Raw genomic sequence first — 12,230 nt, 5'->3', positions numbered from 1 at the left:
TCGTACCAGTTTTTTGGCGGCATCGGTCCGTTGAGTGGATCAATCTAGCCATTTAAAAGGGAACTCTCGATATCATTGCTTTCATGAAAAATCACTTCTGAAAGTGGTCATACCAGTGTTTGCAGATACGGAAAACAGCGCAAGAGAGGCCGATCGCAAGATCGCCGATGTGGTCGCGGAGCGCATCGAACGACTGATCGTCGATGGCGTGCTGAGAGCGGGGCAGGCGTTGCCATCCGAGCGCCGCCTGACAGACAAGCTCGGCGTATCGAGGACGGCACTGCGCGAAGGGCCGAAGCTGCTGCGCGCGCGAGGCATCATCGAGACGGCGCACGGCAAGGGCTCGTTCGTCGCGAATCTCACTGCGCAGCCGCCGCAATCGCCGCTGATGCATCTGCTCGCTTCTCAGCCGCGCACGCTCTACGACCTGTTCGAAGTGCGCGGTATGCTGGAAGCGGAATCGGCGCGTCTCGCCGCACAGCGCGGCACGCCCGCCGACTACATGATGATCACGCGCCGCTACGAGGAAATGCTCGCCGCACACGACATGGCAACCGATCCGGCCACCCACGCGCGCCTCGACCACGCGTTTCATCTTGCGATCTGCGAGGCGTCGCACAACCCGGTGCTCGTGCATACGCTGAGCTCGTTGACCGAGCTGCTGCTGAGTTCGGTGTTTGCGTCGGTGAACAATCTTTATCACCGGCAGCCGCATCGCAAGCGGATCGGCCGACAGCATGCGTGCCTGTACAACGCGGTGACGGGCAAGCTGCCCGAGCAGGCGTATCGGGCAGCGCCGCGGATCACATCAACGGCCTGCGCGACAGCTTGCAGGAGATCGAACAGGAGGAGCAGCGTCTGGTGCGGGCGACGCTGAAGCTGCAAGGGTGGAGGTGACGCGCGTTGCCTTGAGAGACGTTATCAGGTAAGACGCGTCTCGCCGTTTGCCGGATGTAAATCGACAACGTAGTGGATGGTAAAGCTCTTCCCTGCCTGTGCGCTGGCCAAAAACGGCAAAGTGTTGTGAATGAAAGAGTCCTACGCTGAAGGCCTGGCCAGCCACGGCGGCCGCGAGTCATGCGTGCGCACCCGCGAGGGAGCTGGCGAAGCGTTCACAGGAGTACGTGCGGGCCGGGATTGAGCCGCGTAACGGAGCCTCGTGGCGAGAGCCGCGAGATGTTCGGGGTGCCAGGCAGATATCGAAGGCGACACCGTTGCTGCCGTATTGGCTTCGTTACGACAGCAATATCGATGCAGGTCGCGGGAGTAAACATGCGCCCGCGTGGGGCTACCTCGGATTGTCATCGGAAAATTCAACGCTGCATCGGTGGCAATTGTCTGGTCCGTGGCTTCGCGGTCGATGCCCGCACAACGAGCCGGTACGGAAGCGCCATGCTCAGAGGTATCGGAATCCCGTCAATTGCGTTCAGAAGATGGTCTGCGGCCGCCTGACCGATTTCCCCGGCGGGCATGCTGATCGTCGTTAGTGGTGGTTCGAGCTGCGCGGCCAGCTCGATATCATCGAAGCCAGTGATCGACAGGTCCTGCGGCACGCGCAACCCCATTTCGCGCGCTTCGGCGAGTGCACCGATCGCCAGCGTATCGGTCGTACAGATGATGGCCGTAATAGTGGGATCGCGGAGAAGTAGCTCGCGCAATCCCGCTCGTCCATGCATGACCGAGTAGTTCGCCTTGATGATGCGCGAAGTGTCGAGGGCAATGCCAGCATCTTTCAGCGCTCGCCGGATGCCCACCACACGCGCACGGGAACGATCGCTTGACGTCTGCGTGTTCGCGATGATTCCAAATTCGCGATGCCCGAGGCCGAGAAGATATCTCGTCATGTCATAGGTGGCGCTCTCGTTGTCAATCCCGATCGCGGGCACGTCGTCGCGGGAATCCGACACATAAGTCGTCAGAAAGGGTATCCCGCTGCGCCTGACTGCCTCGTAGGTCTCTGGGAGGTGCGTATTCCCCACCAAAACGATGCCGTCGACGCCGCGATCGGTCAACGTCCGGACCTCCTGCAGTTCGCGGTCGGAATCGTATTGGGATGCTGCAATCAGAAGTGTGTAGTTGCGCTCGGAGAGGCGGGTTTGCAGAGCCTCAATGCCTTCCGCAAAGATGCTTGTGCGCAAGGTGGGAACCACGATGCCGACCGTGCGGGTCTTGCGGGACATCAACGCCCGCGCAGCGTTGTCGGGTTTGTAGGCCAAGGCTTCAATCGCCTTCTGCACCTTCTCACGAAGCGCAGACCGCACGATCTCCGGATGATTGAGCACGCGCGATACGGTGGCTGGCGACACCTCAGCCATACGGGCCACTTCTTCAATCCTCACCTTGCCGTTACCCACTGCTTTGGCTTTCGATCGCTGACTGCTTGGCATGTTTTTGCGGTGCAAAGGTTACAAAGGGAAGATCGGCGGCACGGCTGGTGCCGGCGTTTCCGGGGATGAGGCGAAGCAGGGCGGACAGCGTTTACCCTGCCGGCAGAGTCCTTGACAATCGCCTTCATCCAGCAGAATATACCTGAAAGCGCTTTCAATACTACGGCCGATTTCCATCGCCCAGGGTAGCGCTACAAACGATGACGGTGCCGAAAGCTGGCGTAGCCTGTCTGCCCTAAAGGCCCACGATCATCGGTGCAAGGCCGCAGTCCAATTACATGTGGCACTCAGGAGACAAAGATGAACGCAAGGCATGGAGAAACCACGCCGGCAGGTGTCGTCGGCGTAACAGCAGTGTTGGACAGATGTACTGGAGCGCGAGCGTCGCTCGCATTCGGCAGACATTTTCGCAAGAATTGTGGTCAACGTCTTGCGCGTCGCCGCGTGCGATACGGCCTTTTCAGGGCCGTTGTCGCGGGTGCTGTCGCTTTCTGCGGGTTCGGAATCGCTGAAAGCGCGTTCAGCGAAACCGTCAACTGGCGTCAGTTTGCGGGTACCACCATTACGTGGGCGTACGACATCCATCCGTATGCGGATGCGGTTGTGGCCCAGTTGCCCGAGTTCGAGAAGCTTACCGGCATCAAGGTAAAACCTGAACTCTATCCGGACGACACTTACTGGAACAAACTGACGGTTCAACTCACGACCAAATCTCCTGCCTGGGATGTCGTTGGCACGGGGATCCAGCCTGCGTGGGATCTGACGCCCGCTGGGCTGCTGGAGCCGCTGAACAAATACCTCGCCGATCCGAAGCTGACCGAGGCCAGCTACGATTACAACGACTTCTTCCCGGCCTTGCGCAGCGCCCTGACGTGGACAGTCAAGGACGGCCAGATCGCTACACCCGGTACAGGCGACATCTGGGCGATCCCGCATGCTTTCGAGAACATCCAGCTTCTCTATCGCAAGGATATCCTGGACAAGTATCACATCAAGGTCCCGCAGACTCCGCAGGAGATGGTAGCGTCCTGCACCGCATTGAAGGCGGCTGATCCGGCCATCACGCCGCTGGCGGTCCGTGGTGTCCGTTTCTGGAGCAGCATCCATACTGCCCCGATTTCCATTGCCGCATCGTACGGCGTTCGTGATTTCATCCAGAAGGGCGACAAGCTCGACACCGGTCTGGATTCGCCGGCGTCGGTCCAGTTTCAGAAGGACTACGTGGCGATGATCAAGAGCTGCGCGGCGCCGTCCTTTGCGAATGACAACTGGTACCAGGTCGTCGACGGAATTTCCACAGGACGTACCGCGATGGCGATTGATTCCAACATGTTCGGCTTCTGGAACGACGTCGCAGGGAAGTCCTCAAGCGGTCAGATCGCTTTCGCGCCGCCACTGCACGCCCCGGGTGCGAAGAGCTTCCAGTCGAACATCTGGATCTGGTCACTGGCAATCAATGCTGCGTCGAAGAACAAGGGGGCAGCGTGGCTCTTCGTGCAGTGGGCAACGTCAAAGCAGGTGGACCTCAACGGCGCGCTGGCGGGCAAGCTGGTCAATCCGCCGCGTGTCTCGACGTGGAACGACAAGGCATGGCTGGCTTATGCGAGCCAGCCCCAATTTAACAACTTCGTCGATACCTTCAAGGAGGTGCAGCAGCGCGCGTCCTTGCTCTTTACGCCGCGCGTAGGATTCAGCACGGCAATGAACGACTGGGCCGTGGCCATGCAGAAAATGGTCAACGGTGCCAACGTCAATGACACGATGCGTGCGCTCGCAAAGGACATCCAGGCGAATCTCTAGCTGAGAGATAGGTAGCAACTCCAGTTATGCAAAGCCTGCGTCGTGGCTCGCGAAGCCGCGATGCAGGTCTTTCTCAGGACAGACATTCAGGGAAAGAAACATGTACGAGGTTCAACAGATGTCTCGCGCAACAACATTTGGTTCACGAGAGCTCGCCAGGGAGCCGGCAGAGCCGGCTGGTCGACGGTCTGCCGACTGGTTCAGTCTGGTTGCCGTAAGCCCCGCCATCATCATCCTGGTGGCTTTCCTGTTTCTGTTCTTTTACGGGGTGTACCAGTCACTCACCAATCTGAGATTCGGGGTGCCTGTTATGCACTTCGTCGGCTTGAGGAACTACGCGCTGCTGATCCAGAGTGCTGACTTCTGGAACAACCTTCGAGTCACGTTGACGTATGCGTTCGCTTGCGTGTCGCTCGAAGCCGTTATCGGACTTGCCATCGCAAGACTCTTTGCGTCTGAGGTGCTGCTCGCACGCGTGCTGAGACCAATGGTGTTGCTGCCGCTGGTGTTGCCGCCGATGAGCGTCGCACTGATGTGGACCACCATGATGAACCCCCAAGCGGGCATCCTGAACTACCTGCTCTCCCTTATGGGCCTGGGGCCATTCGCCTGGATATCAAGTGAAAGTTCGGCGCTTGCGTCGGTCGTGCTGATCGACGTCTGGACGTTCACGCCGTTTTTCACGCTGATCATCTTTGCCGGGCTTCAGGGGATTACGGACGATATCCGGGAAGCGGCCCGCATCAATGGGGCAAAGGCCTGGAGCATCTTCTACCGGATCGAGTTGCCGCTGGTGGCACCCTACATTCTGGTCGCTGCCCTGTTCCGGCTGATTGAATCCCTGACGCAGTTCGACATCATCTTTGGCACCACGCAGGGTGGGCCCGGCGACAGTACGGCAGCGCTCTCTGTGCAGGCATACATCACGGCATTCCAGGACATGAACTTCGGTCGTGGCGCAGCGCTGATGGTGGTGAACTGGCTCGTCGTGCTTGCCAGCGCAATGCTGCTGGCGAAACTGTGGCGGGCGGTCCGCCGCCGCGTGAGCTGAGGAGTTGATCCCATGCCTATCCATCGCTCGTACGGTATCCGTTTTGGCCTCAATCTGCTCGTGCTGGGTTGTGCAGCGGTCATTGCCTTTCCTGTCGTCTGGATCGTGCTGATGTCGCTGAAGACGCAGGGGCAGGTCATGGCCTGGCCGCCGCAGTTCGTTTTTCAACCAACGCTCGAAAACTTCCGCGTGCTGTTCGACGCAGCGCAGTCCGGCGCGACGAGCTATGGCTCCCTGAAGGTCGACTTCCTGCATCCGGTGATCAACAGTGTGGTTATCGCTCTCGGATCGGTGATTGTTTCCTTACTGGCAGGCGTCCCTGCGGGATATGTGCTCGCGCGCAAGGACATTCCGTTCAAGGAAGACATTGCGTTCTTCATCCTGGGATTCCGGTTCGCTCCAGTCCTTCTGGTGGTCATTCCGCTCTTCAACGTGTTCCAGGCGATCGGCCTATACGACACGTATCTCGGGATGATCTGGGTCTATCAGGTCATCACGCTGCCCATGATTGTGTGGTTAAGCCGCTCGTATATCGAAGATATCCCAAAAGATATCGAGGAAGCGGCTGCGATGGACGGGGCGAAGCCTGTGCGTGTGGTGCTGCATATCGTGTTGCCGCTGCTTAAGCCCGGGCTGATTGGAGCGTCGTTACTGGTATTCCTGCTTGCGTGGCACAACTTTGCGCTCGGGTTGATGTTGAGTTCCGACAAGGCACCGGTCACGGTGGCGCTGCTAAAGCTGCTGAATCCCGGCCTTCAGTTCTATCCGGTGATGGCCGCGGGCCTCGTCGTGACCATGGCAGTCCCGGTCATTCTCATCCTGCTTGGCCAGAAGCACCTCGAACGTGGCCTGACGATGGGAGCCGTGAAATGAATGCGACCTCACGTCCTCTCATGTTCTTCGGAACCACAAATCTCGACTTATGCTTTGAAGTCGAGCACCTGCCTGCGGCAGGCGAATCGGTCATGGGCACGCTCGCCCGCTACGCAGGCGGCAAGGGGGCCAATCAGGCGGTCGCCGCTGCCAGGCTTGGCGCTGCTCCACGATTTTTTACGCGAATCGGTGGCGACGAGGCGGGAGACTTCCTGCTGCGCTCGCTGGAAGAGGCTGGCGTGATCGTGGATGCAGTCGAGATCGCGTCGGGAGAACCGTCCGGATCCGCACTCGTGGCAGTAGGCAATGACGGCAGCAACGTGGTCATCATCGACCCGGGTGCAAACCGGCACATCACGGTTGCGAGTATCAGCCATGGCGCGAGTTTCATCTCGCAGGATACCGTTGTCGTCGCAGAGATGGGACTGCCACTGCCGGCTCTCGAATACCTGTTCTCGCTAAAACGTGAAGTTCCGTTCACGCTCGTCTTCAACCCTGCGCCCGTGCAATCGGGTATGAGCCGGGATGCATGGCGGGCCGTCGATATCGTCACGCCAAATGCAGCGGAGGCGTCGGAGCTCACGGGTATCCGCGTCGTGGACGACAAAACGGCGCGAAGCGCCGCCACTGCCCTGCTCGGGCTGGGTCCCCGCGCTGTCGTGATCACGCTGGGCGAACAGGGTTCCTGGTATGCCGACATCGAACAATCCTTCGGGATGCCGGCGTTCCCCGTACAGGCGGTCGATACAACCGGTGCAGGGGACGCCTTTACCGGTGGCCTTGCGGCGGCGATTGCAATGGGACATCCGATTCGTAGTGCGATTTGCCGGGCCATGGCGGTCGCGGCGATCTCGGTCACGCGCCACGGCGCACAGATCGCGATGCCATCGGCTCGCGAAGTCGACGACTTTTTGCAACCCATCATGTCACTGGAGTCGTAATGTCTGCACCATTTTCCCTATCAAGCCGAACCGTACTCGTGACCGGCGCCGGCGGCGGTATTGGCGCTGCCATCACGTCGGCCTTCCATCAGGCGGGCGCGCGGGTCGTGGCCACCGATACGAACCTGGATGCGTTGCGCACAATCCTCGCGCGCAGCCCGGAATTCGAGGGCGTCGTTCCGATGGCGATGGATGTGACCGACGAGGCGGACGTTGCAAATGTCATTGACGAAGTGACTGAACGCTTCGGCCCGCTTCAGGTCCTGGTGAATAACGCCGGCGTGAAATCTGCGGAGCCTTTGCTGACAGGAGATAAAGAAAAAACGAAGCGAACGCTCGAGATCAATGCGAACGCGATCCTTCTCTGCTCGAAGCTCGTCGTGGCGAGGTCCATGCGGGAAGGGGGCGGTCGCATCATCAACATCGGCTCCTCCCTGTCATCGCAAGGCGCTGTATTTAACTATCAGGCGGGCGGCGCTGACTACTGCCTGTCGAAGGCAGTGGTGCATGACCTGACGAAGCTGCTCGCGTATGAATGCGCACCGCTCGGAATCAACGTCAATGGTATCGCGCCAGGCATCATTGATACGCCGATGCACGGGCGTCCGCGGGAAGAGACCGAGGCACGACACAGCGGACGCATTCCTCTCGGCCGTGTCGGCATACCGCAGGACATCTCGGGCCTGGCACTTTTCCTTGCGAGCCCGGCAGCCGATTACATCACCGGGCAGATCATCCATGTGAACGGTGGGATGCTGATGAATGGATAAGCAAATGCAAATGCGGGCCTGGCCGCGCATCCGTGGCGTTGTCTCGGATCTCGATGGCGTTGTCTATCGCGGAAAACAGGTGATTGAAGAATCGATCGAGGCTTTTCAGGAGTGGCGCAGGCTCGGCGTGCCGTTCTGCTTCGTCACGAACAATTCGACGCATACCGAAGCTGACGTGGTGAAAAAGCTTGCGGACATGGGACTTCCGATCGAGCCGCAGGAGGTGGTCACGTCCGCGGGCGAGACAGCGCGCCTGCTTCGTACCATGTGGCCGGAAGGGACACCAGTGTATGTGATCGGTGCAGAGTCGCTCACAGACGCGGTTGCCGGGGCAGGTATGAACATCACCGACCGTTCGCCAGCAGCTGTGGTCATGGGACTAGACCGCGCGATTTCGCACGAGAAGATGCGCGTTGCGGTACAGGCCATTCTGGACGGTGCCACATTGATTGGAACGAACCCGGACCTGTTGTTGCCGACGGCCCAGGGATTCGAGCCGGGGGCGGGAGCGCAGTTGACTGCCGTGGCGGTGGCGGCCCGGGTAAAGCCCATCATTGTGGGCAAGCCGGAGACGCACATGATTGAAGCGGCGCTGGCTCGCCTAGGCACAGCGCGCGAGGAAACCATCATGGTCGGCGACCAGATTCCCACCGATATCCAGGCGGGCAAGCGCGCCGGGTTGCACTCGGTGCTCATTACGACGGGTGTGCCAGCCGTCGAAGATCCCGCGCTTTTGCCGCCCGATTTTGTCGTTCAAAGCCTGCGGGATATTCCTGTCTTCAACGAGAACGCTCTGGGAGCGAGTCATGGCTGAAGTTCAACTCGAAAGTGTCCGGAAGAGCTATGGTGGAACGGAAATTCTCCACGACATCGATCTGTCGATCCGCCACGGCGAATTCGTTGTCTTCGTGGGTCCGTCGGGATCAGGCAAGTCGACGCTGTTGCGCATGATCGGGGGCCTCGAGCAGATCACCGGCGGACGGCTTTCCATCGATAACCAGGTGGTCAATCATCTCGATGCGGCTGATCGAAATCTCGGCATGGTGTTTCAGAGCTACGCCCTTTACCCGCATCTAAGCGTGCGGGACAACCTGGCGTTTCCGCTGCGCATGGCGAAGGTGCCTCGTGACGCGATCGGGCCGCGGGTTGAAGAAGTCGCCGGCATGCTTCAGATCGCGCACCTGCTCGATCGTCGGCCAAAGCAGCTCTCGGGCGGTCAGCGCCAGCGTGTGGCGATCGGGCGCGCCATCGTCAGGGAACCCAAGGTCTTTCTCTTTGACGAGCCGCTGTCGAACCTCGATACGGAGCTTCGCGTGCAGATGCGTGTGCAGATCGCGAAGCTGCACCGTGAACTCGGCAACACGATGATCTATGTCACCCATGATCAGGTCGAGGCAATGACCATGGCCGACAAGATCGTCGTACTTCGGAACGGCCATATCGAGCAGGTCGGAACGCCGCACGAGCTTTATCATCAGCCCAGCTCACAGTTTGTGGCCGGATTCATCGGGTCCCCGCGTATGAATTTTCTCAAGGCAGCCTGTGTGAACACGGGCCCCGGAGGGGTGACCGTGAGTCTGAGCAGCGCGGCCCCAGTCGTGCTGCCGGTCGAGGCGAACGGTGTTTCACCCGGTCAGGCTGTCACGGTCGGCGTGCGTCCGGATGACTTCACCGCGCCAACCAGTGACCACGATCAGCTGCGCGTGGAGCTGGATGTCGACTTTGTCGAACATCTCGGCAACGCGACTTATCTCTATGGAACAGTGGGCGGTGAGGCACTTGTTGCACGAGCTCCTGCGGAAGGAAACTTCGCAGCTCCAATGGGGCGAGTCTCGCTGTCAGTTGCGAGGGGCGATTGCCACCTCTTTGACGCAAGCGGGCAAGCGTTGCGGCGCAGGAATGTCCCACGGGCGTGGAATTGACGTGTCTGGTTGCAGACGAAGGCGGCGGTATGGTCAGAACCGTTGTGGCGGAGGACGTACGGCCAGAGGCAGGAGAAAGCAATGGCGGATGCTGAGAGGTCGCTGCGTGCAATGGTGGAACACTGGCTCGCGCCGGACCCCTCGGGCCGGGTGCGGGTCAAGCGATTCAGCCATCGACGCACCGCGCAGGCGCGTTACGTGTGCGTCGAGACAGTAAGAACGGGGCAGTTGGTAGAGATGTTTTTCTTTCGCCACGGCGACGGCACCTGGCACGTCTTTCCGCCTCCGCGAGAGCGGCCCGCGATGCGCGTCGCTGGGCAGTACGCATATCTCTAAAATGAGCGCGTAGCGTTCTCCACAACGAACTGGGTAATCAAGTATCGTTAGTCTAGAAATATGCACTACTAATCTATTGGCATTGGACGAAACTCAAATGACATCGCCATCTGGAAATGATGCAGTGGCCATCATCGCCACATTGGACACCAAGGGTGCCGAGGTAGCTTTTGTGTCGAAAGCACTGGGGCGCCTCGGTCGATCCTGTCGGATTTTCGATATCGGTACCACCGGACCGTACGCGCGTGAGCGACTTCCTGATGAGAAAGGCAATGGTCAATCGAATGGTCAGCGGAAGTCCCCATCCGGCATGCTGGCCAGAATTGCGGGATTGGTCCGCGACGAACTTGAGATGCGAACGAAGTCCGGTGAAGTGACGGCGGTTCTTGGCATCGCCGGAGGCAAGGGCAGCGCAGCGTTCGGGGCGATCGCGGGTGATCTTCCGTATGGCTTTCCCCGCATTCTTGTATCAAGCGCGCGGCCCGAACTTTTGGCGGAACTGGCCCGTCAGAGCGACATCCTGTTTTATCCGACGCTTGTCGACCTGTTCGGCATTAACGACTTTACAGAACGTGTGCTGAACAACGCAGTAAATGCGATTGCGGCGATGCGTTTTCAGCCCGCCCGTCGACGCGCCCGGAAAGTGGTCGCCATCACGGCGTTCGGCGTGACAACGCCGGCTGCCTCCGCCTGTGTTGCCCAGCTTCGAAACTCAGGCGTCGATTCGATCGTATTTCCCGCGAACGGTGCGGGTGGACGGACAATGGAAAAGCTGGTGCGCGCTGGCGAATTCGATGGCGTCATTGACCTCACGACCACGGAGCTCGCGGACGAACTGGTGGGGGGGGCGGCGAGTGCCGGGCCGGAACGACTGACGGCGGCAACCGAGTCAGGCGTTCCACAGCTGGTTGCGCCAGGTGCTGTCGACATGGTGAATTTTGGCGCGCCAGACACTGTGCCGGCGCAGTTCGAAGGGCGAACCTTCTACTCACATACGCCATTTACCACGCTCATGCGCACGACGGCAGAAGAGAACAGGGAGATTGGGCGCATTACCGGTTGCAAGATCGCCAGGGCAAAAGGACCCACCTGCGTGCTGTGGCCGCGCCGCGGTGTGTCCGATTATGACCGCGAAGGTGAGGCGTTCTTTGATCCGCCTGCAGATCGTGCATGGTTTCAGGGCGTCCGCGAGGCGCTTCCGCCGGCCATTCCCGCGATCGAGATCGATTGCCACATCAATGACCCTGCGTTTGCGCACGCCGCAGTGTCGTGGATGACTAAACAGCTTAACCAGGAAGTCCGGCCATGAAAATGTTTACCCGTACGTCAATTCGCGACGGCTTGCTCCGACAGGTCGCTGAAGGCAGACCAGTTCTTGCGGCGGGAAGCAGCTGTGGTCTGGTTGCGAAATGTGCGGCTTTGGGTGGGGCCGACCTGCTGGTCGTGTACAGCACCGGTCTTTCCAGATTGATGGGGTTACCAACGAGCCGTATCGGCGACTCGAATGCCAGGACGGTCGAACTTGCCTCGGAGATTCGCAACGTCGTGGCCGACGTACCGGTGATCGGCGGGGTGGAGGCGTGGGACCCGCTGCGGCTCGATCTCGACGCGTTGCTGGATCGCTTCTGGCAGGCGGGATTTTCCGGGGTGATCAACTACCCGACCATCTCGACGATGGGCGAGACGTGGCGAAATCGCCGTGGCCGCGTGGGCCTGGGATTCGAGCGAGAACTGGAGATGATTTCGCTCGCACGGCGCAAGGATATCTTCACGATGGCCTACGTGGCCACTGCGTCGGACGCGAGAAGCATGGCCGAAGCGGGGGCGGACTGCATCGTTCCGCACGTTGGTGCGACGCGAGGTGGGCTTGCAGGGCACGAAGGAGGCCAGAACATCGCCACGGCTGTCCAGCGGATTAACGAGATCAATTCCGCAGCGCTTGCCGTTCGCGACGACGTCATCCTGCTCGCCCACGGTGGGGCAGTCGCCGAACCGGAAGATACACAGGCAGTCTATCGATCAACGAAATGCGTCGGTTTTGTCGGCGCATCGTCCATTGAACGAATCCCGATCGAGCGAGCAGTGAAGGCCGCAGCCGAGGCATTCAAGGCGGTGTCGCTGGACGAACGCCTTACCTGAGCAACCCGATC

10 protein-coding genes and 1 pseudogene are annotated in these 12,230 nt (G+C 60.0%); 10 read left to right on the top strand and 1 reads right to left on the bottom strand.

Features of this window, described 5'->3' with window-relative positions; genetic code table 11:
• Positions 1-103 precede the first annotated feature (103 nt).
• Positions 104-897: pseudogene (gene glcC, locus BPHY_RS36900) on the top strand (transcriptional regulator GlcC).
• A gap of 416 nt (positions 898-1,313) precedes the next feature.
• Here the strand turns inward: glcC and BPHY_RS36895 are convergent.
• On the bottom strand, positions 1,314-2,387 hold the full coding sequence (locus BPHY_RS36895) for a LacI family DNA-binding transcriptional regulator (protein ID WP_012406566.1): 1,074 nt from the start codon (positions 2,385-2,387) through the stop codon (positions 1,314-1,316).
• 300 nt (positions 2,388-2,687) lie between these two features.
• Between BPHY_RS36895 and BPHY_RS36890 the strand changes: the two genes are divergently transcribed.
• From BPHY_RS36890 to BPHY_RS36845, 9 genes are all read left to right on the top strand, one after another.
• Positions 2,688-4,187, top strand: coding sequence for an ABC transporter substrate-binding protein (locus BPHY_RS36890; protein WP_012406565.1), 1,500 nt, complete (start codon positions 2,688-2,690; stop codon positions 4,185-4,187).
• A gap of 100 nt (positions 4,188-4,287) precedes the next feature.
• Positions 4,288-5,238, top strand: a complete 951-nt coding sequence (locus tag BPHY_RS36885; RefSeq protein ID WP_012406564.1) for a carbohydrate ABC transporter permease — start codon at positions 4,288-4,290, stop codon at positions 5,236-5,238.
• A gap of 111 nt (positions 5,239-5,349) precedes the next feature.
• Positions 5,350-6,111, top strand: a complete 762-nt coding sequence (locus BPHY_RS36880; RefSeq protein ID WP_208459161.1) for a carbohydrate ABC transporter permease — start codon at positions 5,350-5,352, stop codon at positions 6,109-6,111.
• A complete protein-coding gene (locus BPHY_RS36875; protein WP_012406562.1) occupies positions 6,108-7,052 on the top strand; it encodes a ribokinase in 945 nt (314 codons plus the stop codon). The genes BPHY_RS36880 and BPHY_RS36875 overlap by 4 nt, the downstream gene beginning before the upstream one ends.
• The gene (locus tag BPHY_RS36870; RefSeq protein WP_012406561.1) at positions 7,052-7,822 is read left to right on the top strand and encodes an SDR family NAD(P)-dependent oxidoreductase; all 771 of its coding nucleotides are present in this window, start codon (positions 7,052-7,054) and stop codon (positions 7,820-7,822) included. The genes BPHY_RS36875 and BPHY_RS36870 overlap by 1 nt, the downstream gene beginning before the upstream one ends.
• The gene (locus BPHY_RS36865; RefSeq protein ID WP_012406560.1) at positions 7,815-8,636 is read left to right on the top strand and encodes an HAD-IIA family hydrolase; all 822 of its coding nucleotides are present in this window, start codon (positions 7,815-7,817) and stop codon (positions 8,634-8,636) included. The genes BPHY_RS36870 and BPHY_RS36865 overlap by 8 nt, the downstream gene beginning before the upstream one ends.
• Positions 8,629-9,744 (top strand): ABC transporter ATP-binding protein, encoded by a 1,116-nt coding sequence (locus BPHY_RS36860; protein ID WP_012406559.1) that lies wholly within the window; start codon positions 8,629-8,631, stop codon positions 9,742-9,744. The genes BPHY_RS36865 and BPHY_RS36860 overlap by 8 nt, the downstream gene beginning before the upstream one ends.
• A gap of 433 nt (positions 9,745-10,177) precedes the next feature.
• Positions 10,178-11,389: a Tm-1-like ATP-binding domain-containing protein gene (locus tag BPHY_RS36850; protein WP_063713889.1), complete on the top strand. Its 1,212-nt coding sequence runs from the start codon at positions 10,178-10,180 to the stop codon at positions 11,387-11,389.
• Positions 11,386-12,219, top strand: a complete 834-nt coding sequence (locus tag BPHY_RS36845; protein WP_012406556.1) for a phosphoenolpyruvate hydrolase family protein — start codon at positions 11,386-11,388, stop codon at positions 12,217-12,219. Before BPHY_RS36850 ends, BPHY_RS36845 begins: the two co-directional genes overlap by 4 nt.
• The last annotated feature ends 11 nt before the right edge of the window (positions 12,220-12,230 follow it).

The organism is Paraburkholderia phymatum STM815, assembly GCF_000020045.1.
GTDB lineage: Bacteria > Pseudomonadota > Gammaproteobacteria > Burkholderiales > Burkholderiaceae > Paraburkholderia > Paraburkholderia phymatum.
Note: the sequence above shows the minus strand (reverse complement) of the source record. Positions and strands in the feature narration are given on the sequence as shown.

Coding starts and splice junctions, on each gene's coding strand:
- BPHY_RS36895 (WP_012406566.1), bottom strand. CDS start 2,387: ATGCCAAGCAGTCAGCGATCGAAAGCCAAAGCAGTGGGTAACGGCAAG.
- BPHY_RS36890 (WP_012406565.1), top strand. CDS start 2,688: ATGAACGCAAGGCATGGAGAAACCACGCCGGCAGGTGTCGTCGGCGTA.
- BPHY_RS36885 (WP_012406564.1), top strand. CDS start 4,288: ATGTACGAGGTTCAACAGATGTCTCGCGCAACAACATTTGGTTCACGA.
- BPHY_RS36880 (WP_208459161.1), top strand. CDS start 5,350: ATGTCGCTGAAGACGCAGGGGCAGGTCATGGCCTGGCCGCCGCAGTTC.
- BPHY_RS36875 (WP_012406562.1), top strand. CDS start 6,108: ATGAATGCGACCTCACGTCCTCTCATGTTCTTCGGAACCACAAATCTC.
- BPHY_RS36870 (WP_012406561.1), top strand. CDS start 7,052: ATGTCTGCACCATTTTCCCTATCAAGCCGAACCGTACTCGTGACCGGC.
- BPHY_RS36865 (WP_012406560.1), top strand. CDS start 7,815: ATGGATAAGCAAATGCAAATGCGGGCCTGGCCGCGCATCCGTGGCGTT.
- BPHY_RS36860 (WP_012406559.1), top strand. CDS start 8,629: ATGGCTGAAGTTCAACTCGAAAGTGTCCGGAAGAGCTATGGTGGAACG.
- BPHY_RS36850 (WP_063713889.1), top strand. CDS start 10,178: ATGACATCGCCATCTGGAAATGATGCAGTGGCCATCATCGCCACATTG.
- BPHY_RS36845 (WP_012406556.1), top strand. CDS start 11,386: ATGAAAATGTTTACCCGTACGTCAATTCGCGACGGCTTGCTCCGACAG.